We start from the raw sequence: 26,442 nt of genomic DNA, 5'->3' as shown, positions 1-26,442 counted from the left end.
AACGTCACCTTTATTTTTTAATCGGCAGGAAAACCGAAAACTCGGTATGTCCCGGCCAACTGGTAAATTCAATTTTGCCGGAGTGTTGGTCAATCAAATTTCGGGCTATGGATAACCCCAGCCCGGTGCCGCCTTCGCGACCGCTGACCATCGGGTAGAACAGGGTGTCCTGGAGATGCGGCGGGATCCCCGGTCCGTTATCTTCCACATCAATACGTGCTGCCAGACGATAACGTACGCCGTGCAGCGTCAACTGGAACGCGGTGCGGGTACGCAGAATAATTTCGCCACCCTCCGGGCCCAGCGCCTGCAACGCGTTACGCACAATGTTCAACAGCACCTGTTCAATCTGGTCCGGATCGTGCGCCAGCTCCGGCAGGCTTGGGTCATAGTCACGCACCAGCGTGACGTTATCCGGCAGCTCCATCGAGACGAGTTTCACCACCCGCTCCGCGACCTTGTGAATGCTTTCTGAAACGTGCATCCCTGGCTGCTGCGGCCCGAGCAGGCGATCGACCAGATTACGCAGACGGTCCGCCTGCTCAATAATGACGTTGGTATACTCCGCCAGGGCAGGGTCAGGCAGCGCTTTGGTCAGAAGCTGTGCCGCACCGCGTAAGCCGCCCAGCGGGTTTTTGATCTCATGGGCCAGCCCGCGCACCAGGTCGCGCGCCGCAATCTGCTGCGCATGCTGAAGCTGCTCCTGGCTGAGACGACGCTGGTTATCCATCGGCGCCATTTCCAGCAGAATCATGCCATCTGGCAGGCGCTGTGCGGTGAGGGACAAAATATGCGAGCGTCCGTCAATCACCAGCGTCACTTCGTTATCGGTGAAGCCCTGACCCGCCTGCAAACTCTCCTGCATCAGGCCAATATTCAGCGAGAAATAGCTCAGCAGTTCTGGCAGCGGCGTGCCAAACAGTTTACGGGCGCTTTGGGCGAGCAGCTGCTGCGCCGCCGGGTTGGCGTAATGCACCGCCAGCTCGTCGTCGACCAGCAAAATACTGTTAATTAAAGAATTGAGGATCTGCCCAGCATCGGGCAGCGTGCCAGTTGCCATTCAGCAGTCTCCTGGAGTCGTTGCACTATTTTAGTGCAGTATAGCGTTTTAGAGGTAAAAAGCGCGTGAGATCAGGTTGTTGGTGGAGAAAAAAGCCCATCCGAAGATGGGCTAAAGTTTCCACGGCAACGACTCCCGACGCGTATGCGCCGGGTAAAACAAATCAATTAAACGCTGTAGTACAGTTCGAACTCAACCGGGTGCGGCGTCATGCGAACGCGGTCGTTTTCTTCGGTACGCAGCGCGATGTAAGCGTCGATAGCTTCATCGGTGAACACGCCGCCAGCGGTCAGGAACTCGCGGTCTGCGTCCAGCGCCTGGAGGGCTTCTTCCAGAGAGCCGGCAACCTGTGGGATCTCTTTCGCTTCTTCTGGCGGCAGGTCGTACAGGTTTTTGTCCATGGCTTCGCCCGGGTGGATCTTGTTCTTGATACCGTCCAGACCGGCCATCAGCAGTGCTGCGAAGCACAGGTATGGGTTAGCCGCCGGGTCCGGGAAGCGCACTTCGATACGACGCGCTTTCGGAGACGCAACCACCGGGATACGGATAGAAGCAGAACGGTTACGGGCAGAGTACGCCAGCATTACTGGTGCTTCGTAGCCAGGGACCAGACGCTTGTAGGAGTTAGTGGTTGGGTTCGCCAGGGCGTTGATCGCTTTAGCGTGTTTGATAACACCACCGATGTAGTGCAGCGCCTGCTCGGACAGACCCGCGTACTTGTCGCCAGAGAACAGGTTAGTGCCGTTCTTGGACAGGGACATGTGGCAGTGCATGCCGGAACCGTTGTCGCCAAACATTGGTTTTGGCATGAAGGTCGCGGTTTTACCGAAACGGTGCGCAACGTTGTGTACAACGTATTTGTAGATCTGAATCTCATCCGCTTTTTTGGTCATGGTGTTGAAGCGGGTAGCGATCTCGTTCTGGCCAGCCGTTGCCACTTCGTGGTGGTGCGCTTCAACAACCAGGCCCATCTCTTCCATGATCAGACACATGGTAGAACGGATGTCCTGTGAAGAATCGACCGGAGGAACCGGGAAGTAACCGCCTTTCACGCCCGGACGGTGACCTTTGTTACCACCTTCGTACTTGGTGGAAGAGTTCCATGCGCCTTCGATGTCATCGATAGCGACGTGGGAACCAGAAATGGAAGCACCAAAACGGATGTCGTCGAACAGGAAGAACTCTGGCTCTGGCCCGAACAGAACGGTGTCTGCAATACCGGTAGAACGCAGGTACTCTTCAGCGCGTTTTGCGATGGAGCGTGGGTCACGGTCATAGCCTTGCAGCGTGCCAGGTTCCAGGATATCGCAGCGGATGATCAGCGTAGGTTCTTCGTAGAACGGGTCAATGAGCGCAGTGGTTGCATCTGGCATCAGAACCATGTCGGATTCGTTAATGCCTTTCCAGCCGCCAATGGAGGAGCCGTCAAACATTTTGCCTTCTTCAAAGAATTCGGCGTTCACCTGATGAGCAGGGATCGTGACGTGCTGTTCTTTACCTTTGGTATCGGTGAAGCGCAGATCAACAAACTTCACTTCATGTTCGTTCAGCATCGTCAAAACGTGTTCAGCGGACATACTTAACTCTCCAGATTGGTCATTGTCGTCGTGGTAACGAGGTCTTCAAATCGGCTGGGCTGCCATATTTTTACTGTATTTCTGTAAAGCGAAATCTGTGCCAACTTTTAAAACACCCCAAAAAGGCGTTATCATGCGCACCATAGTGCAGAAGGGCTGCACCACATTGGATTCGTTGCACCATTATAGTGCTTCAGTGTGAACATTGAGCACCATATTGGTGCAATTTACGTTAAAGTGCCCTTTTACCGCTCCGTGAAAGCGATCACAAAGCATCTCTGCAATACTTGTTTGCGGGGGATGTTTGTGATCCTGTTTTGTAGTGCGATTAATCCGTGTACAATAACGCGCTATTTCTAAATGCCTGAGGCAAAGTTGTGATCGAAAAATTGCGTAATATCGCCATCATCGCGCACGTCGACCATGGTAAAACTACCCTGGTTGACAAGCTGCTACAGCAGTCCGGTACGTTTGATGCTCGTGCCGAAACTCAAGAGCGTGTGATGGACTCCAACGATTTGGAGAAAGAGCGTGGGATTACCATCCTCGCCAAAAACACCGCTATCAAATGGAATGACTACCGTATCAACATCGTTGATACCCCAGGGCACGCCGACTTCGGTGGTGAAGTTGAGCGCGTGATGTCCATGGTGGATTCCGTGCTGCTGGTGGTTGACGCATTTGATGGCCCTATGCCGCAAACGCGCTTCGTGACCAAAAAAGCATTTGCCCACGGCCTGAAACCTATCGTTGTGATCAACAAGGTTGACCGTCCTGGCGCGCGTCCTGACTGGGTTGTTGACCAGGTCTTCGACCTGTTCGTTAACCTCGACGCGACTGACGAACAGCTGGACTTCCCTATCGTTTATGCGTCTGCGCTGAACGGTATCGCCGGTCTGGATCACGAAGACATGGCGGAAGACATGACTCCGCTGTACCAGACGATTGTTGACCGCGTTCCTGCGCCAAACGTTGACCTGGAAGGCACCCTGCAAATGCAGATCTCCCAGCTCGACTACAACAACTATGTTGGCGTAATCGGCATTGGTCGTATCAAGCGCGGTAAAGTGAAGCCTAACCAGCAGGTCACTATCATCGATAGCGAAGGCAAAACCCGTAACGGTAAAGTCGGTAAAGTTCTGACTCACCTGGGTCTTGAGCGTATCGAGAGCGACATCGCTGAAGCGGGCGACATCATCGCTATTACCGGTCTGGGTGAACTGAACATCTCCGACACCATCTGCGATCCGCAGAACGTCGAAGCGCTGCCAGCCCTGTCCGTTGATGAACCAACCGTATCCATGTTCTTCAACGTCAACACCTCTCCGTTCTGTGGTAAAGAAGGTAAGTTCGTTACCTCTCGTCAGATCCTTGACCGCCTGAACAAAGAGCTGGTGCATAACGTTGCGCTGCGCGTTGAAGAAACCGAAGACGCTGATGCATTCCGCGTTTCCGGTCGTGGTGAGCTGCACCTGTCTGTTCTGATTGAGAACATGCGTCGTGAAGGTTTCGAGATGGCGGTATCCCGTCCGAAAGTTATCTTCCGCGAAATCGATGGCCGTAAACAAGAGCCATTCGAAAACGTAACGCTGGACGTTGAAGAGCAGCACCAGGGTTCTGTCATGCAGGCACTGGGTGAGCGTAAAGGCGACCTGAAAAACATGAATCCAGATGGCAAAGGCCGCGTACGTCTCGACTACGTGATCCCAAGCCGTGGCCTGATCGGCTTCCGTTCTGAGTTCATGACCATGACCTCCGGTACCGGCCTGCTGTACTCCACCTTCAGCCACTATGACGACATCCGTCCGGGCGAAGTGGGCCAGCGTAACAACGGCGTACTGATCTCCAACGGTCAGGGTAAAGCGGTTGCGTTTGCGCTGTTCGGTCTGCAGGATCGCGGTAAGCTGTTCCTGGGTCACGGTGCTGAAGTTTACGAAGGCCAGATCATCGGTATTCACAGCCGTTCTAACGACCTGACGGTAAACTGCCTGACCGGTAAGAAACTGACCAACATGCGTGCGTCCGGTACTGACGAAGCAACGGTTCTGGTTCCACCGATCAAGATGACGCTGGAGCAGGCTCTGGAATTCATCGATGATGACGAACTGGTAGAAGTGACGCCTCAGTCAATTCGTATCCGTAAACGTCACCTGACCGAGAACGATCGTAAACGTGCTATGCGCGGTGCGAAAGAAGAGTAATTCGGTTATGCCGTAGGCCGGGTAAAGCGCAAGCGCCACCTGGCAACGAAAAGCCGCTGAGCGATCAGCGGCTTTTTTATTAGAACGAATAACGTAACCCTAAACGGATCCGGTACTGCTCGCGGTTGTAATCATTCCATCGGTCCAGCCACTGTAGCTCAAGATACGGCAGCCAGTTTCTGTCGATTTTATAGCTGAACTTGTTGGTAATTTCCCAGTGATGATCTTTGCCATTTTTGCTGTGGTAATCATTCACCCGCTGGAAAAAGTGCGGCTCAAAGGTGTAGAAAAACGCATCCGTCATTTTGAAATTCCAGTAGTTGGCGAATTCGTGCGTGTCGTTTTTATCCATCTGTCCGTTATAGTCCGGCGTATCGTAATTGTTATGGTTATAGCGATAGCGGAACGTCAGATTGAACCAGTCCGTAAATTTATAGTTAGTATCTAAATAGAGTGCTCCACCCGATCCTGCGCTGCTGTCATTGATCAAGCCGCCGGGCTGGAAGGTGAGTTTGTCGGTCGGTTTGAAGAGCGGATACCAACCCTCGATTTCGTTATAGCTGTGCTTCAGTTCGTCCCATTTCCCCACGTTATAAGCGTTGGTGAACATCAGCCCCGCGCCCATATCGAAGTTATAGCCCGCACGCAGGATCACCTCGTGCAGCTCAGAGGCCGTATTGTACGCTTCGCGCGTTTCGACATAGGCCCCGGCAAAAACCGGGCAGGACACAGACGACACGATCAGTACGGTGATGATTCTATTCATAATTTGTCCATGTATCAGGTACAGAAAGGCCTCCCTCCTGATTAACAGGAAGGACATATTGGCCGGATTTATAGTTATAAAGTGACTGCTGACGCTTTATTGTTGGTGGTTATCTCAGGGGTATTTGCTGTCTGTTTTTAATGAGATGGTCACTCCCTCCTTCCCGGTACTATGCTGAGGATAGGCTTTCATTCGGAGAACTATCATGGAAAACATTGCGCTCATTGGTATCGATCTGGGTAAAAACTCTTTCCATATTCATTGCCAGGATCGTCGCGGCAAGGCTGTTTACCGTAAAAAATTTACACGGCCAAAGTTAATCGAATTTTTGGCGACATGCCCCGCTACAACCATCGCAATGGAAGCCTGTGGTGGCTCTCACTTTATGGCACGCAAGTTGGAAGAGTTGGGGCATTTTCCTAAGCTGATATCACCACAATTTGTCCGTCCATTCGTTAAAAGTAACAAAAACGACTTTGTCGACGCCGAAGCTATTTGTGAAGCTGCATCGCGTCCGTCTATGCGTTTTGTACAGCCCAGAACTGAATCTCAGCAGGCAATGCGTGCGCTGCATCGTGTCCGTGAATCCTTGGTTCAGGATAAGGTAAAAACAACCAATCAGATGCATGCTTTTCTGCTGGAATTTGGCATCAGCGTTCCACGAGGAGCTGCCGTTATTAGCCGACTGAGTACCCTTCTTGAGGACAATAGTTTGCCTCTATACCTCAGCCAGTTATTGCTGAAATTACAACAGCATTATCACTATCTTGTTGAGCAGATTAAAGATTTGGAATCCCAGTTGAAACGAAAGTTGGACGAAGATGAGATTGGACAGCGCTTGCTGAGCATTCCCTGCGTCGGAACACTGACAGCGAGTACTATTTCAACTGAGATTGGCGACGGGAAGCAGTACGCCAGCAGTCGTGACTTTGCGGCGGCAACAGGGCTAGTGCCTCGACAGTACAGCACGGGAGGTCGGACGACATTGCTGGGAATTAGTAAGCGAGGTAACAAAAAGATCCGAACTTTGTTGGTTCAATGTGCCAGGGTATTCATACAAAAACTGGAACACCAGTCTGGCAAATTGGCCGATTGGGTCAGGGATCTACTGTGTAGGAAAAGCAACTTTGTCGTCACTTGTGCTCTGGCAAACAAGCTGGCCAGAATAGCCTGGGCCCTAACGGCACGACAGCAAACTTATGTAGCATAACGGAAGAAATACACCGGTTTAAAGAATCACTGATCTGGTTTTGCGAATACTGATATTGATGATACTAACGGCCCACCGGCCTGTTGAGGAACCTGTAAAACGGAAAGGCTCATTGAAGCCGTATATTTTCTGGAGGTTCATCAGGCGCGGAACTCATCGAGGCGCGGGAATAAAATCCCATTCAGACGCCGGATAGATTCAAGCAAGCCAATTTATCGTCAAAATCGGTGTTGCAAAAACGGGAGTGACCATAGATTCCGTTTTCCAATCTCCTCGATAATAAAGGCGAAGCGCGCTTCGTTGAGTTTATAAAACAGCCCCATGGTCACGGCAGCAACGATCGCCAGGCCGCACGGCCAGAGGAAAATCAGCTGACGCAAACCCAGCAGCGTGCCCGCGCTCTGCACGGCATGAGGAACGTAGCCAATCTGGGTCAGCATGATACCGGGCAGAAAACCGGCGAGCGCCGCGGAGATTTTGCGCGAGAAGGTATAGCCGGTATACACCGACCCTTCGGCGCGAATCCCGGTTTTCCACTCGCCGTAATCAACCGTATCCGGCACCAGCGCCCAGTTCAGGCTGTTCACAAACGCCGTGCCAAAGAAGGCCATGCAGGAAAAGAGCACGAAAAGCAGGGAGCTGGTCCCCCAGAAGAAATTCAGCACGTCGCCCACCGCCCACAGCGCCAGCCCGCCCAGATAGACCGGTTTCTTGCCAAAGCGCTTTACCGCGCCAGGCACCAGAAACACCCCAATCAGAATGCAGCCCATGCTGAAAAAGCCCATCCACGACAGGAGATGCAGATCGTTCAGCACATACTGGGTGTAATAGACCTGAATCGCCAGCTTGATGTTAAACGCGGCGAGGGTACAGAGGTTGGCGATGCACAGCACCAGCAGCGGCGGATTGCGGAAAATTGCGCAGAATGATTTCAGAATGCCGGGCTTATGGTGATCGGGCGTAAGCTCGACGTAGCGCTCTTTAACCCCGCTGTAGCACCACCACATGCAGAACAGCCCCCCGGTGACGAACACCAGCGCGGCCACCAGATAGCCGAGTGAGGGCTGGCTGACGAACAGCGCCTGAATCGGCATAAAGCCGACGGTGCAGAGCAACAGTCCTACCGTTGCGCCGCCCTGACGCCACGCCGCAAGCTGCGCGCGCTCGTTCGGGTTTTTGGTGATGGCCGGAACCATTGCACCGTAGGCGCAGTTCATCAGGCTGTAGCAGAGGCCAAACATCATGAAGAGCACGGTGGCGAGGGCCGTTTTCACCGTCAGGCTAAAGTCGTTGGCCATAAACTGCGCCGTGGCCACCAGCGCCACCGGGACGGAGGCGTAGAGAATGAATGGCCGGAATTTCCCCCGCGCGCCGATATTACGCCGGGAGTCCAGCAGCACCCCGGTCAGCATGTCGGTAAACGCGGTAAAGAACTTGGCGACCAGAAAAATGATGCCGCCGTAGAACGCGGGCATGCCCAGCTCGTCCGTGTAAAACTTCAGCAGATACAGCGTGCCAATACAGAGCATCAGGTTCGAGCCAAAATCGCCCATCCCGTAGGCGCACTTCTCTCGCAGGCTCAATTTCAGGGTTAACGGATCAGTATTGTGTGTCATGGTCGATCCTCAAAGCGCCCCGCAGGGCGCTCAATCACGTCATTTATGCCGTACGTTTGCGCAGCTCAATTTCTTCCACGATGCGCACATACATCTTCTCGTTGAGGTTGTAGAAGCAGCCCATCGCCACGATGGTAATGACCGCCAGCAGGCTCGGGTAGATAAATATCAGCTGCCGCAGCCCTTCAACCGTGCTGGCGGATTGCACCACGTTGGGCACATAGCCAATCTGCGTAAGCATGATCCCCGGGAAGAAGCCCGCCAGCGCCTGCGATACCTTGCGGAAGAAGGTAAAGCCGGTATAGACCGTCCCCTCGGAGCGTACGCCGGTGCGCCACTCGCCGTACTCCACGGTATCGGAGACCAGCGCCCAGTTCAGGCTGTTCACGAACGCGGAACCGAAGAACGCCAGACAGGAGAACGCCACAAAGCTCACCGAGCCGCCGCCGAAGAAGTAGTTAAGCAGATCGCCTGCCACCCAAATTGCCAGCCCGCTGATATAGACCTTTTTCTTACCAAAGCGCCGCACCGCGCCAGGCATCATAAAGACGCCGATAAAAATACAGCCCATGCTGAAGAAGCCCATGTACGACAGCAGGATCGGGTCGTTCAGCACGTACTGCGTGTAGTAGACCTGAATGGCGAGTTTGACGTTAAAGGCACCCAGCGTGCACAGGTTAGCGATGCACAGGATAAACAGCGGACGGTTCCCAGCGATGGCGCGAAACGACTGCAACAGCCCCGGTTTCTGCGCCGGGTTAGCAGGTTGCGTCTCAACGTAACGCTCGGTTACGCCCTTATAGCACCACCACATAAAGAACAACCCGAATAGCGAGAAGAGGGTGGCGGCAAAGATGTAGCCAAGCTGGTCATTGCCCTCAATGAGGTTCATCACCGGGACAAAGCCCACCGTACAGAGCAGCAGGCCGAGCGTGGCGCCGCCCTGACGCCAGGCCGCCAGCGAGGCTCGCTCGTCCGGGTTTTTGGTAATGGCGGGCACCATCGCGCCGTAAGAGCAGTTCATCATGCTGAAGAACAGGCCGTACAGCATGAACAGCACCGTTGCCATCACCGTTTTGCCGGTCATCTCAAACGGTGTGCCGACGAAGTTGGCAATCGCCAGCAGCGTCACAGGGAAGGCTGCATACAGCACGAACGGGCGGAATTTCCCTTTCGGGCCAATCTTGCGCCGGGAGTCGAGCATGATCCCGGTGCCCATATCGGTGAAGGCGGTAAAAAACTTCGCAATCAGGAAGATAATCCCCCCGTAGGTACCGGGCAGTCCCAGCACGTCGGTGTAGAACTTCAGCAGATACAGCGTGCCGATATCCAGCAGGATGTTAGAGCCGAGATCGCCCATCCCGTAGGCGAGTTTTTCTTTAAACGGCAGGCGCAGGGTTGCCGGGTCAGAAGTATGTTGACTCATTATTGTTCTCCGTCTGCCCGCAGGTTTCCCCGCGGGCGAGCCTTATCAGATATGACGTAAGGTGCTAAACAGATCTGCCCATTCGCTTTGCTGGCGATAGAAGACCGGCGGTTTGCCGAGCGGGGCATCAACGGTGATGTCACCGCCCTGGCAGGTTTCCCCCGTCCACGCATTGACCCAGCTGTCCTGCGGCAGATAGAGCGACCAGTCGCGGCGTCCCTCTTCATGAACCGGGGCCACCAGCAGATCGCGGCCAAACAGGTACTGGTATTTCAGCGTGTAGGCGCGCGCGTCGTCCTCGTAGTGCAGGAACAGCGGACGCATCACCGGCAGGCCGCTTTTCGCGTTCTGCGCAACCGCCGCTTTGATGTACGGCTTCAGAGTGGTGAACACGGTGGTCATGCGCGCGAAGTGCGCGATGGTTTCGGCGTCGCCGTCGAACTGCCAGTTGTCGCCAGGGCGATTGCCCTCGTGGGTACGCATCATCGGCGTAAAGGCGCTGAAGTCGCACCAGCGCAGCAGTAGCTCTTTGCTGCGCTTCATCTCGAACAGCGTCGTATAGCCGCCAATGTCGCTGTGGTGCAGCCCGTGCCCGGTCATCGCCAGAGACAGCGCCGCCGGTACGACGGACGCCAGACCGTCGTCCAGGCTCCAGTCGACGTTCTGATCCCCCGCCCACATCATCACCGAGTGCTTCTGGCTGCCGGTGTAGCCCGCGCGCATGAAGAACAGGATCTCCCCGAGCTTGCCGGTCTCCTCCAGTGCTTCGTAGTTACATTTCGCCCACAGGGCAGGCCAGGCGTTATGCATGATCTCCGCGCTAACGCCGTTGTGCAGGAAGGTATCGGTCGGCAGATATTCCCCGAAATCGGCCATCCAGCCGCCGCAGCCCAGTTCGATCAGGTTCTTTTTGATGACCTCTTTGTACCAGCCGTAGGCTGCCGGGTTGGTCAGGTCGATAACGCCCGCGTAGAATTCGCCGAACTCAACGTGGTAATCCTCGCCGTTGGCGTTTTTGGTCAGATAGCCGCGTTTCGCCGCCTCTTCGCAGAGATCTTTATCGCTGGCGACGTACGGGTTGATATAGGAGAGGAACCGCACGCCTTCCTGTTTCCACTGCGCAATCCGCTCATCAAGCTGCGGATAGAGCGCGCTGTTCCACTTCCAGTTCCACATCACGCGTTTGCCGAAGGAGGTCATCCGGATGCCGGACCAGTCCTGCGCCCAGATGCCGTTCACCTTCACGCCGCCCTCGCGCATGGCGTCGAGCTTCTGCTGACACACCTCGGTGCCACCCTGAATACCCAGCGTCACGCCGTCGTAAACCCAGTCCGGCAGTTCAGGCTGACGCCCCAGCAGGCCGGTCAGTTTTTCCAGCAGATCGACGTAGGTTTCTGCGCATTCGAAGCGCAGCGTGGCGTTATCTTCCCAGAACGCCAGCTCGTGGAAGTCCGGCGCGCTGAAGTCGAAGTTCATATAACAGCTGTTATCCACGTGGCAGTAGTACTTCTGGGTGCTCACGAAGGTAGGCTGCGGGAAGAAGGTCCAGTAGTAATCGCCGCCCGCGTTCTCTTTGCAGTCGGCCTGCCAGGTGACGTAGGTCTGCTTATTGCGGCCCACGCCCTGCTCGCTGGTCCACAGCGGAAACGGCTTGCCGCGCAGATCGAAATACGAGAACTGCTCGCCGCAGCCGTAAATATGATCGTCAGGCTGAGCTGCCAGCCGCAGCCAGATGCGGTTATGGCTGGCGGCGTCATTTTTCAGCTTCAGCTCCAGACGGCCTTCAGCATCCACGCCGACCAGCAGCGTCGCGCTCACCGCGTCGCCGCGGGTAAAGCGGATTGCCCAGCCCGTGCTTTGCTGCGTAACGGTCGCGTTCGTCAGGGCAATCTTTTCGTTGAGCTTGTCTTTGATGCTGAAGTTGCCGCGAAACATCTCGATATCCGCCTCACCTGCGCCGATCCACAGGCAAGGGGCATCCGCAGAGTGGGATAAAATCAGACGGTCCTGCCAGCGCAGGGTAAAACCACTTTCGTTATTTTTCAGGTCAATATTGTGTAGGGTACGCATAAAAACTCCGTCTTTATTATTTGGCCAGGCTATCCAGTAATCCGGCGGCTACGGCAGGCGCTAAGCCCGGCGCCAGCGGCAGGCGGGGGATCACCAGGCAGTGCAGCAGATGGTAAATATCCTGCTTGCCGTCCCAGACTTTGGTGGTCACTTCGTTATTGGTGTCCAGCTCCTGCCACCATGAACCGTTTTCGTAATCCATCAGGTACTTGATGCAGTAATCCCACCACTTCTGATACCAGGCTTCGTACTGCGCCTCACCGGTGACGGTGTAGAGCGCGTAAGCCGTACCCATCGCTTCGACGATTGGCCAGCGCACGCGTTCGCGGACGATTGGCTTGCCGTCCCAGCCCACGGAATAGACAAATCCATCGGCCCCGTCGGGTGCCCAGGCGTCCCGGATGGTGGCGTGGAACAGGCCTTTCGCATCTTCCAGCAGCCATTCCGGCGGGGTTTCAAAGCGCGCTTCCAGGGCGGCGCGCAGGTGCAGCATCAGGCGACCCCACTCAATCCAGTGCCCCGGCGTGCCGCCGTAGGCGCGGAAGCGGTGGGCGGGATTATCAATGTTGTAATCGCGGATCGGGTTCCAGTTGGTGTCGAAATGCTCGTTAACGCGGTACTCCCCTTTGCGCGCCACGTCGTGAATAATCACCGAGGCGATGCGCAGGGCGCGGTCGAGCCATTTACGGTCGTGGGTCACGTCATAAACGATCAGGAAGGCTTCCACGGCGTGCATGTTGGCGTTACCGCCGCGGTAATCTTCCGTTTTGCTGAAGGCTTCATCCCAGGACTCCAGGCACATCTGCTCCTGTTCGCTCCAGAAGTAGCGCTCAATCACCTCGATGGCGTCGTCCAGCAACTTGCGTGCCTGCGGATGGCCGGTGGTGACGGCGCTCGCCGCGCCCAGCAGGACGAAGAAATGCTGATAGCCCTGCTTGGAGGCATCAATTACGCCTTCATCGTTTACGCAGGCGTACCAGCCGCCGTGCTGTTTGTCGCGCAGCGGACCGTTCAGGGCATTAATGCCGTGCTCAACCAGGGCGTACGCACCAGGACGTCCCATGTTCGCCGCCACCGCGTACACGTGCAGCATGCGGGCGGTGATCCACAGATGGGTGCCCATATCGCTACGCACCTGCCCGTTATTGCCCAGCCAGCCAAAGCCGGTCGGTACGGCGGCGTTTTTACCGAAATCAAGAATGCGGTCGGTCTCTTGTTCGAGCCAGCGGTTATGGCTCAGGGTATTAAACCATTTCATGTTCGGATCCTTTCTTAACGGCGAGCCATCATTTCGTCGACGATCTCACCCAGACGCTGAAGTTTTGGTACGGAAATATCACGCAGCATCAGCTCGGTGTCCGGCAGGCCAATCACAGAGGACCAGACGGCGCGACCGGCTAAAAAGCCCGATGCCCCCGCCTGCATCGCCACGCTCACCGCGCGCGGGAATAACTTATCGTCCACGCCGGAGGAGAGGATCACCCACGGCATGGCGATGTTCTCGTTCAGCTTCTGCGAGGCCGCCAGCAGCTCCTGCTGCGTGCCCTTACCAAACAGCGGCATTTCCACTTTGTAGAGGTCGGCACCGCTGTCGCCCAGCTCTTTGGCCGCATCGATAATCGACTGCTCGCGGTCAAACGCGGCGCCGCGGCGCGGTGGACGCACAACCGGCTCGATAATGCTCAACAGACCGTTATCGTGGCACAGCGTATTGAACGCTTTCACCATCTCCAGGCGCTGCTGCGGATCTTCATCGCTGCGCCACAGCACCAGCAGCTTCAGCGCCTTGCCGCCGTCGCGTTTGACCGCCTGCGCGTCAATGCTCTTGTCGATCACCACGCTGTCGACCGGAATACCGTTCCCCGGAATAAACTCGTCGGCTGCCACAATCATCGCGCAGCTTTTGGCCACGGCCCGCTGCTCGACAATCTGGCGATAGCAGAACTGCTGGTCGACGAGAATGGCAGAGGCGTACGGCGACAGAATTTTTGCCGCGTTGACTTTAAAATCCGTCAGGTGCTGGTCGATTACCGGTACCGGCGCGCCTGCCGCCGCAAACATCAGGCGCATCGCTTCGCGCTGATCCACGGCCAGCATCGCAAAACCGCCGGAAGGTCGGGTGATATCTTTCAGGGTGTACATCGTCATTCCTCAGTCCTTTCGTATCAGTGTGATTTTTTCAGCCCGGCAGATGCGCGAACCTGTTCAAGAATGGCTGTCCAGTCTTCGCGCCCGCGCCCGGCGGCGCGTGCCTGGTTGTAAACTTCGCGGGAAGCCGCGCCCAGCGGCATTGGGACATGCAGCTGGTTGGCCACGTCGAGGGCGATCCCCAGATCCTTATGCGCAAGGTCGATCATGAAGGCGGGTGAAAGATCCCCTTTCAGCACCTTGTTCGGCCATGACGTGGTGAAGTGGCCTTTGCCCGCAGGTGTGCCGCTCATCACCTTGAGCGCCACGTCAAAGGAGAGGCCAAGCGCTTCGCACAGTACGGCGGCCTCGGCGGAAAGGGCGTTCAGGGCGATGCTCATGTAGTTATTGATGAGCTTCACGCGGATGCCCATTCCCGGCCCGCCGGCGTTAATCAGTTCATTACCCATCGCCATTAAGACGGGGGTGGCGCGCTCAACCTGCTCTGCCGTGCCGCCTGCCAGCAGGAGTAGCGTACCGGCGATGGCATGATCAGAGGTGCGCCCGACGGGCACGTCCATCAGGCTGAAGCCTTGCTCAGCCATGTCGCGGATCAGCGCGTCGGTTTGCAGCGGGTGAATGGTGGACATATCAATGACCAGCGCGTCGCGGGATAATCCTTCGCACACGCCGTGCTCGCCGAACAGCACGCTGCGCACCAGGTCGCCGTTTGGCAGCATAGTGATCACGAATTCGGCATCCGTTGCTGCCTGTGCGGGCGTTGCCGCCGTCCGGGCGCCGCTCTCTACCAGCGCCTGAACCGCCTGCGGGTTCACATCAAAAACGTTAAGCTGGTGGCCCTGTTTCAACAGATTCTTCGCCATGGGCGCGCCCATCTGTCCTAAACCGATAAATGCGATTGCTGACATGCCTCTCTCCTGTCACATCGTGTCAATTTTTGCGCGTTTGTGGTGTCTGTTTTTGATCGTATTTGTAATTTATAGTCAAAAAATTGACACGGGTCACTTTTTAAACATTTGGTGAAATTAAAATGAAGGCATCAGAAATCGCAGAAGGAATCACCATGACTCGCATCGTTTGTGTCGGCATTACCGTGCTGGATCGCATCTGGTATCTCGATGATTTACCAAAAGAAGGTGGGAAATATGTCGCAAAAGACTACACGGAAGTGGGCGGCGGCCCGGCGGCAACGGCGGCAGTGGCAGCCGCGAAACTGGGCGCGGAAGTGGATTTTATTGGTCGGGTGGGGGACGACGATACCGGCAGACGGTTGCTTGCGGAGCTGGAATCCCTGGGGGTGAACACCCGCTATACGCGCGTAGTTAAGGGGGCCCGATCGTCGCAATCGGCGGTGCTGGTGGACGCAGGTGGGGAAAGAGTGATTGCCAACTACCCCAGCCCCGATCTGCCCGCCGAGGCAGGCTGGCTGCATGAAATCGACTTCTCTCAGTGGGACATTGTCTTAGCCGACGTGCGCTGGCATGACGGGGCAAAACAGGCATTTACCCTGGCCCGTCAGCAGGGCGTTCCGACGTTGCTGGATGCGGATGTTACCCCGCAGGATATCGCGGAGCTGATCGCCTTAAGCGATCACTCGGCCTTCTCTGCGCCGGGACTGCGGCGTTTAACGCAGTTGGATGAAACAGAAGACGCATTAAAAAAAGCACAAATGCTCACAAATGGACATGTGTATGTCACGCAGGGGCGAGACGGCTGTTTCTGGCTGGAAAACGGCGCGCTATGTCATCAGCCTGGATTTGAAGTGAAGGTCATTGATACCACCGGCGCGGGCGACGTGTTCCACGGTGCGCTGGCGGTCAGCCTGGGGCAGAAATTGCCCGCCGCAGACGCCGTGCGTTTTGCCAGCGCCGTCGCAGCACTGAAATGCACAAAGCCCGGCGGGCGCGCGGGTATACCCGACTGTGATCAAACCCGCTCTTTTTTGTCACTTTTTGTATAAAATGCGGGGCGTGATGGTTTTCAGAGGACAGCCCATGAGCCTTACCGAACTGACCGGCAACCCGCGTCACGATCAGCTGCTGACGCTGATTGCCGATCGCGGCTATATGAACATTGATGAACTGGCGCAGCTGTTGGATGTGTCGACGCAAACCGTGCGCCGGGATATCCGCAAGCTCAGCGAGCAAGGGCTGATCACCCGTCATCACGGCGGCGCGGGCAGGGCATCCAGCGTGGTCAACACGGCGTTCGAACAGCGTGAAGTCTCGCTTACCGAAGAGAAACGGGCGATTGCCGAAGCGATTGCGGACTATATCCCGGATGGCTCGACCATCTTTATCACTATCGGCACAACGGTGGAGCACGTTGCACGGGCGCTGCTTAATCATAATCATCTGCGCATTATCACCAACAGCCTGCGGGTGGCGCACATTCTTTATAAGAACCCGCGTTTTGAGGTGATGGTACCTGGCGGTACGCTGCGCCCGCATAACGGCGGCATTATCGGGCCTGCGGCAACGGCGTTTGTGTCTGGCTTCCGGGCGGACTACCTCGTGACCAGCGTGGGGGCGATAGAGCACGACGGCGCGATGATGGAATTTGACGTTAACGAAGCCAGCGTGGTGAAAACCATGATTGCCCACTCCCGTCACATTTTACTGGCGGCCGATCATACGAAATACCACGCCTCCGCGGCGGTTGAAGTTGGCAACGTGGCGCAGGTGACGGCGCTGTTCACCGATGAGCTGCCCGGCCCGGCGCTGCAAAGTCACCTAAAATCCAGCAAGGTTGAGGTTGTCGAAGTGAATTCCGGAGAAGAGCAGCAGGCTGGCTGATCGTCTTATGGCCCGATATTGCGATTCGGGCCTTTCCTTTCTCTAAGCTGAATCTGGCGCATAGCTAAACTTTCTCTTTCCCGCTACAGTTACTTTTCCACGGCGAAAGGAGATAAACATGCTTTATATCTTTGACTTAGGAAATGTAATCGTCGATATCGATTTTAACCGGGTGCTGGGCGCATGGAGCGATTTTAGCCGTGTTCCGCTGGCGACGTTAAAGCAGAATTTCGCGATGGGTGAGACTTTCCATTTGCACGAGCGCGGTGAGATCAGCGACGAAGCGTTCGCAGAGCGTTTCTGTCAGGAAATGGGTCTCTCGTTAAGTTACGAGCAATTTTCCCACGGCTGGCAGGCCATATTTGTCGCGATCCGCCCCGAAGTGATCGACATCATGCACAAGCTGCGCGAGCAGGGGCATCGCGTTGTCGTGCTGTCTAATACCAACCGCCTGCATACCACCTTCTGGCCGGATGAATACCCTGAAATTCACGCGGCGGCAGATAAAGTGTATCTCTCCCAGGAGATGGGGATGCGTAAACCTGAGGCGCGCATCTATCAGGCGGTATTGCAGGAAGAAGGATTCACGGCAGCGGATGCGGTCTTTTTTGACGACAACGCCGATAATATAGAAGGGGCTAATCAGTTAGGTATCACCTCCATTCTGGTGACCGGAAAAGAGACGATACCGAACTACTTTGCGAAGCAGTTATGCTAAAAACCGTTCATCAAAAAGCCAATCACCACACGCGCCCGCTGAGGGCGTGGCTGAAACTCCTCTGGCATCGCATTGATGAGGACAACATGACCACGCTGGCGGGCAATCTCGCTTACGTGTCCTTGCTCTCGCTGGTTCCGCTGGTGGCGGTGATTTTTGCGCTTTTTTCGGCGTTTCCGATGTTTGCCGATGTGAGCATGCAGCTTCGCCATTTTGTTTTCGCAAACTTTATTCCTGCCACCGGCGATGTGATCCAGAACTACATTGAACAGTTTGTCGCTAACTCCAGCAAGATGACGGCGGTGGGGGCGTGTGGGCTTATTGTTACCGCGCTGCTGCTGATGTACTCCATCGACAGTGCGCTCAACACTATCTGGCGGAGCAAAAAAGTCCGCCCAAAGGTCTATTCCTTTGCCGTCTACTGGATGATTTTAACCCTCGGCCCCTTGCTGGCGGGGGCGAGCCTGGCGATCAGCTCCTACCTTCTTTCGCTGCGCTGGGCGAGCGATTTAAACAGCGTGATCGATAACGTGCTGCGCATCTTCCCGCTGATTTTATCGTGGCTTTCGTTCTGGCTGCTTTATAGCGTGGTGCCAACTACGCGCGTACCCAACCGGGATGCCGTGGTGGGCGCGCTGGTCGCGGCGTTGCTCTTTGAGTTGGGCAAGAAAGGATTCGCGCTTTATATCACCATGTTCCCCTCTTATCAGCTGATTTACGGCGTACTGGCGGTGATCCCCATTTTGTTTGTCTGGGTCTACTGGACGTGGTGCATCGTCTTGCTTGGCGCCGAAATAACTGTCACTCTCGGGGTCTACCGCGAACTTAAAAAAGCAGCAGAAGCTGAAAAACAACAAGAAGCAGACCAACCATGATTGCATTGATTCAGCGCGTAACCCGTGCCAGCGTCACCGTGGCGGATGAGGTGACGGGTGAAATCGGCCCAGGACTTTTGGTGCTCCTGGGTGTCGAAAAGGATGACGACGAACAAAAAGCCAACCGCTTGTGTGAGCGCGTGCTGGGCTACCGCATTTTCAGCGATGCGGAAGGCAAGATGAACCTGAGCGTTCAGCAGGCGGGCGGCAGCGTGCTGGTGGTGTCCCAGTTTACGCTGGCTGCGGATACCGAACGCGGCATGCGGCCGAGTTTTTCGAAGGGCGCGGCACCGGATCGCGCAGAAGCCCTTTACGAGTACTTTGTTGAGCGCTGTCGCCAACAGGACATGAATACACAAACCGGACGATTCGCTGCGGATATGCAGGTTTCGCTGGTGAACGATGGCCCCGTCACATTCTGGCTCCAGGTATGAGCCAACTGGCGGCCTGGCCGCGGGTAACAAGAGAGAGTACAGCTATGTATCACCTTCGAGTACCGCAAACGGAAGAAGAGTTAGAGGTTTATTACCATTTCCGCTGGGAAATGCTGCGCAAGCCACTGCATCAACCTAAAGGGTCTGAACGCGACGCCTGGGACGCGATGGCGCACCACCAGATGGTGGTTGATGAAGAGGGCAATCTGGTTGCCGTGGGGCGTTTGTATATCAATGCCGACAACGAAGCTTCAATCCGCTTTATGGCCGTTCACCCCTCCGTGCAGGACAAAGGCCTCGGAACGCTGATGGCAATGACGCTGGAATCCGTCGCCCGTCAGGAAGGGGTCAAGCGCGTCACCTGTAGCGCCCGTGAAGATGCCGTTGAGTTCTTTGCCAAGCTTGGTTTCGTGAATCAGGGGGAAATCACCGCCCCGCAAACTACGCCGATTCGTCACTTTTTGATGATCAAACCCATCGCCACCCTGGACGATATTCTCCATCGTGCCGACTGGTGCGGGCAGCTCCAGCAGGCGTGGTATCAGCACATTCCGCTCAGTGAAAAAATGGGCGTGCGTATTCAGCAATATACCGGGCAAAAATTTATTACCACCATGCCGGAAACCGGCAACCAGAACCCACACCATACCCTGTTTGCCGGTAGCCTGTTTTCACTCGCCACGCTCACCGGCTGGGGACTGATCTGGCTGATGCTGCGCGAACGTCATCTCGGCGGCACCATTATTCTGGCCGATGCCCATATCCGCTACAGCGCGCCGATCAGCGGCAAGCCGAGCGCGGTAGCTGACCTGGGCGCACTGGGCGGCGATCTCGACCGTCTGGCGCGTGGGCGTAAAGCACGCGTACAAATGCAGGTTGAGCTGTTCGGCGATGAAACGCCGGGCGCGGTGTTTGAAGGCACCTATATCGTTCTGCCTGCGAAGCCGTATGGCGCGTATGAAGAGGGCGGGAACGAGGAGGAGTAGCAGTCGTCTGGAAAGCGGCTCGCAAATACACAACGTAGCAGGAATTATACTTCGCTTTATTCAGCGTATCCCATTAACGTAATCAGCTAGGGGTACGTCATTGACGTACATTGGATGTTTGCTACTATAAGCCAATGGCGTACGATATATGCTATTCATTGAAACGGATATTTTTACAGAAGACGTCAAAACGTTACTGGATGACGACGAATATCATAGGTTCCAAATATTCCTGGCAACGCAACCGGATTACGGCGATCTGATCCAGAATTCGGGAGGCTTGCGAAAGATTCGCTGGCTTGCTGGCGGTAAGGGAAAGCGTAGTGGAGTCAGAGTTATCTATTTTCACCGTACGCGTGAGTGTGAAATCAGGTTGCTGCTCATCTATCGCAAAGGGATCAAAGATGACCTCTCCGCGGGTGAAAAAGCCATACTGAAAAAGATGATTGAGAGGTGGTAAATGGATAAGGCGCTGTTTGAGCGATTAACCCAAAGCATTGCGCAAATCAACGAAATTGCCGAGGGCCAACGAGAGCCGTCGCGTACGTTTCAAATTGATGCGATGAAAATAAAAGAAATTCGTCAGGCGTCCGGGTTGTCGCAGAGTAAATTCGCGAACTTAATCTCAGTTAGCGTTGATACGTTGCGTAACTGGGAACAAGGCAGACGCTCACCTACAGGCCCCGCTAAAGCGCTATTGCGCGCCATTGCTAACGACCCTCAACATGTCATCCCAGCCCTATCGCAGTAAATAGCCCGGTTGCACAGAGGCTCGCCGGGCTTTAGTGGAGATTACTCCCCTTCCCCCGGGAACAGGAACGGGTTGATCGAGCTACGGGCAAAGCCCTCCTGCTCCATCTTCGCGTCCAGGATCAGCGAGGCGAGATCGTCGGCTACCGCTTCGACTTTCGGGTCTTTTTCCTGATACAGAATCTTCAGGTAGGTCCCGCAGTCGCCGCAGCTTTCGGCTTTCACCGCCGCGTCTTCGTTTTCCAGCGACCAATAGTTCAGATCGCGGGTCTGTTCGCAGTTGCTGCACTTGATGCGCACCACGTGCCACTCGGTTTCACACAGGTTGCAGTGCAAGTAGCGCAGCCCCTGCGTCGTACCAATCTGTACCATGCTGGAGACCGGCATTGAGCCGCACACCGGGCAAAACTGGCGCGCTTCGCCATATTCAGCGCGGGCTTTACCCGGGATCAGGCTCGCCATTTGCGCCCAGTAGAGCGACAGCGCAGCCCAGATGAACGGCGCTTTATCGCTGCTCACCAGCGAGAAGTCGGAGGCAAACAGCGCGCTCGCCATCTCTTCCAGCTCTTGCTCTGAGGCTTTTTCCAGGTTCTCAATGACCGCCAGCGCCGTGCCGCTCATTTCGGGCTTCAGCTCGGCAATCAGCGAATGCAGCAGCTTATGCCAGTGCTTGTCGCGCGGCAGAACGTGAATGTCCAGCGGCGGCTTGCCCTGCGCGTTGGCTTCTTTGATGCGTGCGGTCAGATCCATTTGCAGCGGGTGGTCGTATAGCACCACTTCCTGCGCATGGGCGACCAGCGCGGCAAAACGCAGAAAATCGCCCAGCGGGTTGTTCTCTGCCAGCTCGCGCAGACGCTCTGCGCGGCGGTTGTAGAGGTTCTTGAGTCTGGGGAACAACAACGGCGGAATATAATCCGCCGTGCGTTTCTCGCTCGACCCCAGCTCATCTTGCGGGATTATGCGAATACTCATTCAGATGACTTTTCCTGTTTCTGGCGGACTTCACGGTACCAGCGCGGGTGATGTTTCTTCGCCCACGTACTGGTTACCCATCCTTCCACCATCGCGGTAATGGTGCCTTTCACCCAAAGGGCGGCGTAGATATGCACCATGATAACCACAATTAACGCCACTGCGGCAAATGAATGCAGCATCAGCGCAAATCGGATCACCGGGATTGAGAAAGCAGGCGCAAAGTACGGACGCCAGATGATCACGCCGCTCACCAGCAACAGGACCAGGAAGATAATCGCCGCCCAGAATACGCATTTCTGGCCGAAGTTATAACGCCCGGTATCACCCACTTCCTCGTTGACGACGATCTTACGAATATTCTTCGCCCAAAAGATATCATCCCGATTGATTAGGTTATGGTGCCAGTAGCGGAAAAACATGATGATAAACGAGGCAAACATCACCACACCCACGAACGGGTGCAGGATGCGCGCCAGCTGCGGCGTGCCCAGTATCTGCATCAGCCAGTTGAAGGAGGGGAAGAAGAACCCCAGCCCGCTTATCGCCGCCAGCATGAAGCAGAAGGCGGTGACCCAGTGGTTGATGCGTTCCGGCGCGGTGTAGCGCACGATGGTGTCACGTTTTCTCATTTGCGCACCTCGTCTTTCTCTTCATGCAGGTTATCGTCTTCCTCTTCCGCGCGGTTCGGACCAACGCCGACGTAGTGGAAGATGCTCGCTGCAAAGGTGGCCGCAAAACCGACCGCGGCCAGCGGTTTCCAGATACCTTTCCAGAACTTCACGGTGGCGCTGATTTCCGGGTTCTCCGGCAGGCCATGGTACAGATTCGGCTTGTCGGCGTGGTGCAGCACGTACATCACGTGCGTACCGCCAACCCCGGCCGGATCGTACAGGCCCGCGTTATCGTAACCACGGGTTTTCAGCTCGCCCACGCGCTCTGCCGCCAGCGTTTTCATATCCTCTTTAGAGCCAAAGTGGATAGCGCCGGTTGGGCAGGTCTTCACGCAGGCTGGCTCCTGACCGACATTTACGCGGTCAACGCACAGCGTACATTTGTAGACGCGGTTGTCTTCCGGGTTCATGCGCGGCACGTCGAACGGACAGCCCGCGATGCAGTAGCCGCAGCCAATACACTGCTCAGACTGGAAGTCGACGATGCCGTTGGCATACTGAATGATAGCCCCTTCTGACGGACACGCCTTCAGGCAGCCCGGATCCGCACAGTGCATACAGCCGTCTTTGCGGATAAGCCATTCCAGTTTGTCGTTCTGTTCCACTTCCGAGAAACGCATTACCGTCCAGGACTTGGCGGTCAGGTCCGCCGGGTTGTCGTACACCCCGACGTTGTGACCCACTTCGTCACGGATGTCGTTCCACTCTGAACAAGCCACCTGACAGGCTTTACAGCCGATACAGGTGGTCACGTCGATAAGCTTCGCCACTTCCTGCTGGTGGTCCCGCGCCTGAGGCGCGGGCGTGAAACCGTTAGTCGCGGAACGACGGATAATGTCTTGAGATTGATAAGCCATAAGTCGTCTCCGTTACACCTTTTCCACGTTCACGAGGAAGGCCTTAAACTCCGGCGTCTGCGTGTTCGCATCACCGACGAACGGCGTCAGGGTATTCGCAATGAACCCTTTCTTCGCCACGCCCTCATAACCCCAGTGAATTGGGATGCCGATGGTATCCACCTGCTGACCATGAACGTTCAGCGTGCGAATACGCTTGGTCACCACCGCCTTGGCTTTGATGTAGCCGCGGTTAGAGGAGACCTTCACGGTATCGCCATGGGCGATGCCGAGCTTGCCCGCCAGCTTCTCGCCGATCTCCACAAACTGTTCCGGCTGCGCGATGGCATTCAGCAGCGCGTGCTTGGTCCAGTAGTGGAAGTGTTCGGTCAGACGGTAGGTGGTGCCGACATACGGGAACTTGTCCTTTTTACCCAGCGCTTCAAAATCGCCCTTGAAGATACGGGCTGCCGGGTTAGAGACCACGTTCGGGTGCAGCGGGTTAGTACCCAGCGGCGTCTCAAACGGCTCATAGTGTTCCGGGAATGGACCTTCCGCCATCTTATCGATAGCAAACAGGCGCCCCATCCCTTCAGGCTGCATGATAAACGGCCCGACATCGCTGCCTGGTGCGGCAGTGCTGTAGTCCGGAATATCCACGCCGCCCCATTTCGCGCCGTCCCACTTGAGTAGCTGACGCTTCGGATCCCACGGGTTGCCCTGCGGGTCAGCAGAGGCACGGTTATAGAGGATGCGGCGGTTAAGCGGCCATGCCCATGCCCAGCCCAGCGTATTACCGAGGCCCGACGGGTCGGCGTTATCGCGGTTGGCCATCTGGTTGCCTTTCGGCGTCCAGCTACCGGCAAAAATCCAGCAGCCGCTTGACGTCGTACCGTCGTCACGCAGGTGTGCGAAGGTGCTGAGCTGATCGCCTTTCTTCGCCAGCACGGTGCCGGTCGCCGGGTCGATAACGTCCGCCAGCGCCTTACCGTTGCTCTCCATGGCCACTTCTTCCGGCGCAGGGTTTTCCGGCGTCGAATAGTTCCAGGTCATGTTCAGCACCGGCTCAGGCGTTGCGCCGCCTTCAGCCGCGTACATTTTACGCAGGCGTAAGAAGATACCGGCCAGGATCTCGCCGTCGTTCAGGGCGATGCCCGGGGCGTCCGCGCCTTTCCAGTGCCACTGCAACCAGCGGCCAGAGTTGACGATAGAGCCGTTCTCTTCCGCGAAGCAGGTGGACGGCAGACGGAACACTTCGGTCTGAATCTTCGACGGGTCGACATCGTTCGACTCACCGTGGTTCTGCCAGAACGTCGAGGTTTCGGTATTGAGCGGGTCAATTGTCACCAGGTACTTCAGTTTCGACAGAGACTCGACAACCTTGTTCTTGTTCGGGAACGACGCCACCGGGTTAAAGCCCTGGCAGATATAGCCGTTGACCTGGCCCTGGTGCATCATTTCGAAGTACTGGAGGACGTCGTACCCTTTGTCCCACTTCGGCAGCCAGTCAAAGCCCCAGCTGTTTTCCGCCGTCGCCTTGTCGCCGTAGAAAGCTTTCATCAGCGAGACGAAGAACTTCGGATAGTTGCCCCAGTAGTTTACCTGGCCTTCGAGCAGCGGTTTTGGCGTGCTGGCCGTCAGATAGGTTTGCAGGTCGGTCTGTTTCTCGCTCGGCAGGTTCATGTAACCCGTCAGGCTCTGAGACAGCAGGCCAAGGTCGGTCAGACCCTGGATGTTGGAGTGACCGCGCAGGGCGTTAACGCCGCCGCCTGCCATCCCCATGTTGCCGAGCAGCAACTGAACCATCGCCATGGTGCGGATGTTCTGCGCGCCGATGGAGTGCTGCGTCCAGCCGAGTGCATACAGGAACGACGCGGTTTTATCTTTCGCGCTGGTTTCCGCAATCAACTCGCACACCTTCAGGAAGTCCGCCTTCGGCGTCCCACAGATGTTTTCGACAACCTCTGGCGTATAGCGGGACACGTGCTCTTTCAGCAGGTTCCACACGCAGCGCGGGTGTTGCAGGGTGGTGTCGCGCTTCGCAAAGCCGTTTTCGTCCAGCTCGTAGTTCCAGCTGGTTTTGTCGTACCTGCGTTTTTCGGCGTCATAACCGCTGAACAGGCCATCTTCGAAGTGGTAATCCTCACGCACGATCAGGCTGGCGTTGGTATAGGCTTCGGTGTACTCGCGGTTATATTTTTCGTTGGTCATCAGGTACAGCAATACGCCTGACAGGAAAGTGATGTCAGTACCTGAACGAATAGGGGTGTAGAAATCCGCCACTGACGCTGTACGCGTAAAGCGGGGATCGATCACAACCAGCTTCGCGCCGTTGTGGATTTTGGCTTCCATCGCCCAGCGGAACCCGACAGGGTGCGCTTCAGCGGCGTTACCGCCCATCACCACAATAAGGTTGGCGTTCTTGATGTCGACCCAGTGGTTGGTCATCGCACCGCGACCAAATGTTGGAGCAAGACTTGCTACCGTTGGTCCGTGTCAGACACGCGCCTGGTTGTCGACCGCGAGCATACCGAGTGCGCGCGTAAATTTCTGGGTTAAATAGCCGGTTTCGTTACTGGACGCTGAAGCACACAGCATGCCGGTGGAGAGCCAGCGGTTAACGGTGGTGCCTTCGGCATTCTTCGCAATAAAGTTGGCATCGCGGTCTTCTTTCATCAGCTTAGCGATGCGATCGAACGCCTCTTCCCAGCTGATTTGTTGCCATTTGTCAGAGCCGGGAGCACGGTACTCAGGAAACTTCAGGCGGCTTTCAGAGTGGATAAAATCTACCAGACCGGCCCCTTTCGGACACAGCGCACCACGGTTGACCGGATGATCCGGATCGCCTTCGATGTGGAAAATAGATGCTTTGGCGTTTTTCGCACCGTCGCCGAGGCTATACATTAACAGCCCACAGCCGACGGAGCAGTACGTACAGGTGTTACGGGTTTCGCGGGTGCGCAGCAGTTTATACTGCCGAGTTTCCGCCAGCGCTACGCCGGGCGCAAAGCCCAGTGCCGCCGCCGTGGTGCCTGCCATACCGCCAGCGCAGATCTTAAAGAACTGCCTTCTGCTGACCTGCATGGGTCACTCCTTGGTTCATTACGACATTGCTATGTAGTTTTACTTTGCGGTTGAGAATTAACCGCAAAGGAGAAAAATTTGCGTTAATCCCTCATTTCTCCGAGGGATAAGCCCAGAATACCACAATGTCGGTACGCCTGTTCCAACGGCGTTAAAACAAAGTGAACGTATTATCACGGCATTGATTATAAAGTGTGATATCAATCACATTTCTCTCTGCGGATGTTAAGGGTGTGTAGCAGAT

Annotated in this window: 23 protein-coding genes; 10 read left to right on the top strand and 13 right to left on the bottom strand. The window is 55.9% G+C overall.

The features are described 5' to 3' along the window. Nucleotides 1–10 precede the first annotated feature (10 nt). On the bottom strand, nt 11–1,060 hold the full coding sequence (gene glnL, locus ACQG0S_RS22335; RefSeq protein WP_003861923.1) for a nitrogen regulation protein NR(II): 1,050 nt from the start codon (nt 1,058–1,060) through the stop codon (nt 11–13). A gap of 167 nt (nt 1,061–1,227) precedes the next feature. Beyond that, on the bottom strand, nt 1,228–2,637 hold the full coding sequence (gene glnA / locus ACQG0S_RS22330; protein WP_003861925.1) for a glutamate--ammonia ligase: 1,410 nt from the start codon (nt 2,635–2,637) through the stop codon (nt 1,228–1,230). 377 nt (nt 2,638–3,014) lie between these two features. Between glnA and typA the strand changes: the two genes are divergently transcribed. After that, a complete protein-coding gene (gene typA / locus ACQG0S_RS22325; RefSeq protein WP_022649851.1) occupies nt 3,015–4,838 on the top strand; it encodes a ribosome-dependent GTPase TypA in 1,824 nt (607 codons plus the stop codon). A gap of 79 nt (nt 4,839–4,917) precedes the next feature. On the opposite strand, the gene ompL is transcribed toward typA, so the two are convergent. After that, nucleotides 4,918–5,604: a porin OmpL gene (ompL, locus tag ACQG0S_RS22320; protein ID WP_048966005.1), complete on the bottom strand. Its 687-nt coding sequence runs from the start codon at nt 5,602–5,604 to the stop codon at nt 4,918–4,920. Between the two features lie 205 nt (nt 5,605–5,809). Here ompL and ACQG0S_RS22315 point away from each other — a divergent pair, with 205 nt between their 5' ends. After that, nucleotides 5,810–6,814: an IS110-like element IS4321 family transposase gene (locus ACQG0S_RS22315; RefSeq protein WP_000427620.1), complete on the top strand. Its 1,005-nt coding sequence runs from the start codon at nt 5,810–5,812 to the stop codon at nt 6,812–6,814. Between the two features lie 218 nt (nt 6,815–7,032). On the opposite strand, the gene ACQG0S_RS22310 is transcribed toward ACQG0S_RS22315, so the two are convergent. The 6 genes from ACQG0S_RS22310 to yihU are packed head-to-tail and all read right to left on the bottom strand — an operon-like array spanning nt 7,033 to nt 14,982. Beyond that, nucleotides 7,033–8,430, bottom strand: coding sequence for an MFS transporter (locus ACQG0S_RS22310; protein ID WP_032676786.1), 1,398 nt, complete (start codon nt 8,428–8,430; stop codon nt 7,033–7,035). A gap of 43 nt (nt 8,431–8,473) precedes the next feature. Next, nucleotides 8,474–9,856, bottom strand: coding sequence for an MFS transporter (locus tag ACQG0S_RS22305; protein ID WP_048966004.1), 1,383 nt, complete (start codon nt 9,854–9,856; stop codon nt 8,474–8,476). Nucleotides 9,857–9,901: 45 nt separating this feature from the next. After that, complete coding sequence (locus tag ACQG0S_RS22300; RefSeq protein ID WP_048966003.1) at nt 9,902–11,926, bottom strand: alpha-glucosidase; 2,025 nt, start codon at nt 11,924–11,926, stop codon at nt 9,902–9,904. A 16-nt stretch (nt 11,927–11,942) separates the two neighbouring features. Then, nucleotides 11,943–13,184 carry a sulfoquinovose isomerase gene (gene yihS / locus ACQG0S_RS22295; protein WP_022649846.1) on the bottom strand — a complete coding sequence of 414 codons (1,242 nt, stop codon included), beginning with the start codon at nt 13,182–13,184 and terminating at the stop codon, nt 11,943–11,945. A gap of 14 nt (nt 13,185–13,198) precedes the next feature. Beyond that, entirely contained in the window at nt 13,199–14,074 is an 876-nt protein-coding gene (gene yihT / locus ACQG0S_RS22290; protein WP_048966002.1) for a sulfofructosephosphate aldolase, read from the bottom strand. 17 nt (nt 14,075–14,091) lie between these two features. Continuing rightward, nucleotides 14,092–14,982: a sulfolactaldehyde 3-reductase gene (yihU, locus tag ACQG0S_RS22285; protein WP_048966001.1), complete on the bottom strand. Its 891-nt coding sequence runs from the start codon at nt 14,980–14,982 to the stop codon at nt 14,092–14,094. A gap of 155 nt (nt 14,983–15,137) precedes the next feature. On the opposite strand from yihU, the gene ACQG0S_RS22280 reads away from it, so the two are divergent. The 8 genes from ACQG0S_RS22280 (at nt 15,138) to nadS (ending at nt 20,633) form a co-directional block, all read left to right on the top strand. Further along, a complete protein-coding gene (locus ACQG0S_RS22280) occupies nt 15,138–16,034 on the top strand; it encodes a sugar kinase (protein ID WP_048966000.1) in 897 nt (298 codons plus the stop codon). A gap of 34 nt (nt 16,035–16,068) precedes the next feature. After that, nucleotides 16,069–16,869 carry a DeoR/GlpR family DNA-binding transcription regulator gene (locus ACQG0S_RS22275; RefSeq protein ID WP_048965999.1) on the top strand — a complete coding sequence of 267 codons (801 nt, stop codon included), beginning with the start codon at nt 16,069–16,071 and terminating at the stop codon, nt 16,867–16,869. Between the two features lie 118 nt (nt 16,870–16,987). After that, nucleotides 16,988–17,587 carry a glucose-1-phosphatase gene (gene yihX / locus ACQG0S_RS22270; RefSeq protein ID WP_003861947.1) on the top strand — a complete coding sequence of 200 codons (600 nt, stop codon included), beginning with the start codon at nt 16,988–16,990 and terminating at the stop codon, nt 17,585–17,587. Then, on the top strand, nt 17,581–18,462 hold the full coding sequence (locus ACQG0S_RS22265) for a virulence factor BrkB family protein (RefSeq protein WP_023298923.1): 882 nt from the start codon (nt 17,581–17,583) through the stop codon (nt 18,460–18,462). Before yihX ends, ACQG0S_RS22265 begins: the two co-directional genes overlap by 7 nt. Beyond that, a complete protein-coding gene (gene dtd / locus ACQG0S_RS22260; protein WP_048965998.1) occupies nt 18,459–18,896 on the top strand; it encodes a D-aminoacyl-tRNA deacylase in 438 nt (145 codons plus the stop codon). Before ACQG0S_RS22265 ends, dtd begins: the two co-directional genes overlap by 4 nt. 44 nt (nt 18,897–18,940) lie before the next feature. Further along, nucleotides 18,941–19,882 carry a fatty acid biosynthesis protein FabY gene (gene fabY / locus ACQG0S_RS22255; RefSeq protein ID WP_022649838.1) on the top strand — a complete coding sequence of 314 codons (942 nt, stop codon included), beginning with the start codon at nt 18,941–18,943 and terminating at the stop codon, nt 19,880–19,882. A gap of 148 nt (nt 19,883–20,030) precedes the next feature. Continuing rightward, complete coding sequence (locus ACQG0S_RS22250) at nt 20,031–20,342, top strand: toxin HigB-2 (RefSeq protein WP_045308723.1); 312 nt, start codon at nt 20,031–20,033, stop codon at nt 20,340–20,342. Continuing rightward, entirely contained in the window at nt 20,343–20,633 is a 291-nt protein-coding gene (nadS, locus tag ACQG0S_RS22245; protein ID WP_032626927.1) for a NadS family protein, read from the top strand. It begins immediately after the preceding gene. Nucleotides 20,634–20,674: 41 nt separating this feature from the next. Here nadS and fdhE read toward each other — a convergent pair whose 3' ends face one another. From fdhE to fdnG, 4 genes are read right to left on the bottom strand one after another with little or no spacing between them, the layout of a single operon-like run. Continuing rightward, a complete protein-coding gene (fdhE, locus tag ACQG0S_RS22240) occupies nt 20,675–21,604 on the bottom strand; it encodes a formate dehydrogenase accessory protein FdhE (RefSeq protein WP_022649835.1) in 930 nt (309 codons plus the stop codon). Continuing rightward, nucleotides 21,601–22,236, bottom strand: a complete 636-nt coding sequence (fdoI, locus tag ACQG0S_RS22235) for a formate dehydrogenase cytochrome b556 subunit (RefSeq protein ID WP_006808711.1) — start codon at nt 22,234–22,236, stop codon at nt 21,601–21,603. Before fdoI ends, fdhE begins: the two co-directional genes overlap by 4 nt. Beyond that, nucleotides 22,233–23,135, bottom strand: a complete 903-nt coding sequence (gene fdxH / locus ACQG0S_RS22230; protein ID WP_003861960.1) for a formate dehydrogenase subunit beta — start codon at nt 23,133–23,135, stop codon at nt 22,233–22,235. The genes fdoI and fdxH overlap by 4 nt, the downstream gene beginning before the upstream one ends. A 12-nt stretch (nt 23,136–23,147) precedes the next feature. Next, on the bottom strand, nt 23,148–26,198 hold the full coding sequence (gene fdnG, locus ACQG0S_RS22225; protein ID WP_169440837.1) for a formate dehydrogenase-N subunit alpha: 3,051 nt from the start codon (nt 26,196–26,198) through the stop codon (nt 23,148–23,150). Between the last annotated feature and the right edge of the window lie 244 nt (nt 26,199–26,442).

The organism is Enterobacter cloacae complex sp. 418I7 (assembly GCF_050030705.1).
In the GTDB taxonomy this organism is placed as follows: Bacteria; Pseudomonadota; Gammaproteobacteria; order Enterobacterales; family Enterobacteriaceae; genus Enterobacter; species Enterobacter intestinihominis.
Note: the sequence above shows the minus strand (reverse complement) of the source record. Positions and strands in the feature narration are given on the sequence as shown.

What these genes read in the sequence shown, in the direction of transcription:
- fabY (WP_022649838.1), top strand. Translation starts at nt 18,941, where the DNA reads ATGTATCACCTTCGAGTACCGCAAACGGAAGAAGAGTTAGAGGTTTAT.
- yihS (WP_022649846.1), bottom strand. Translation starts at nt 13,184, where the DNA reads ATGAAATGGTTTAATACCCTGAGCCATAACCGCTGGCTCGAACAAGAG.
- ACQG0S_RS22300 (WP_048966003.1), bottom strand. Translation starts at nt 11,926, where the DNA reads ATGCGTACCCTACACAATATTGACCTGAAAAATAACGAAAGTGGTTTT.
- ompL (WP_048966005.1), bottom strand. Translation starts at nt 5,604, where the DNA reads ATGAATAGAATCATCACCGTACTGATCGTGTCGTCTGTGTCCTGCCCG.
- glnL (WP_003861923.1), bottom strand. Translation starts at nt 1,060, where the DNA reads ATGGCAACTGGCACGCTGCCCGATGCTGGGCAGATCCTCAATTCTTTA.
- yihX (WP_003861947.1), top strand. Translation starts at nt 16,988, where the DNA reads ATGCTTTATATCTTTGACTTAGGAAATGTAATCGTCGATATCGATTTT.
- ACQG0S_RS22305 (WP_048966004.1), bottom strand. Translation starts at nt 9,856, where the DNA reads ATGAGTCAACATACTTCTGACCCGGCAACCCTGCGCCTGCCGTTTAAA.
- nadS (WP_032626927.1), top strand. Translation starts at nt 20,343, where the DNA reads ATGGATAAGGCGCTGTTTGAGCGATTAACCCAAAGCATTGCGCAAATC.
- ACQG0S_RS22265 (WP_023298923.1), top strand. Translation starts at nt 17,581, where the DNA reads ATGCTAAAAACCGTTCATCAAAAAGCCAATCACCACACGCGCCCGCTG.
- fdxH (WP_003861960.1), bottom strand. Translation starts at nt 23,135, where the DNA reads ATGGCTTATCAATCTCAAGACATTATCCGTCGTTCCGCGACTAACGGT.
- fdoI (WP_006808711.1), bottom strand. Translation starts at nt 22,236, where the DNA reads ATGAGAAAACGTGACACCATCGTGCGCTACACCGCGCCGGAACGCATC.
- ACQG0S_RS22310 (WP_032676786.1), bottom strand. Translation starts at nt 8,430, where the DNA reads ATGACACACAATACTGATCCGTTAACCCTGAAATTGAGCCTGCGAGAG.
- ACQG0S_RS22275 (WP_048965999.1), top strand. Translation starts at nt 16,069, where the DNA reads ATGAGCCTTACCGAACTGACCGGCAACCCGCGTCACGATCAGCTGCTG.
- dtd (WP_048965998.1), top strand. Translation starts at nt 18,459, where the DNA reads ATGATTGCATTGATTCAGCGCGTAACCCGTGCCAGCGTCACCGTGGCG.
- ACQG0S_RS22250 (WP_045308723.1), top strand. Translation starts at nt 20,031, where the DNA reads ATGCTATTCATTGAAACGGATATTTTTACAGAAGACGTCAAAACGTTA.
- fdhE (WP_022649835.1), bottom strand. Translation starts at nt 21,604, where the DNA reads ATGAGTATTCGCATAATCCCGCAAGATGAGCTGGGGTCGAGCGAGAAA.
- ACQG0S_RS22315 (WP_000427620.1), top strand. Translation starts at nt 5,810, where the DNA reads ATGGAAAACATTGCGCTCATTGGTATCGATCTGGGTAAAAACTCTTTC.
- yihT (WP_048966002.1), bottom strand. Translation starts at nt 14,074, where the DNA reads ATGACGATGTACACCCTGAAAGATATCACCCGACCTTCCGGCGGTTTT.
- glnA (WP_003861925.1), bottom strand. Translation starts at nt 2,637, where the DNA reads ATGTCCGCTGAACACGTTTTGACGATGCTGAACGAACATGAAGTGAAG.
- ACQG0S_RS22280 (WP_048966000.1), top strand. Translation starts at nt 15,138, where the DNA reads ATGACTCGCATCGTTTGTGTCGGCATTACCGTGCTGGATCGCATCTGG.
- yihU (WP_048966001.1), bottom strand. Translation starts at nt 14,982, where the DNA reads ATGTCAGCAATCGCATTTATCGGTTTAGGACAGATGGGCGCGCCCATG.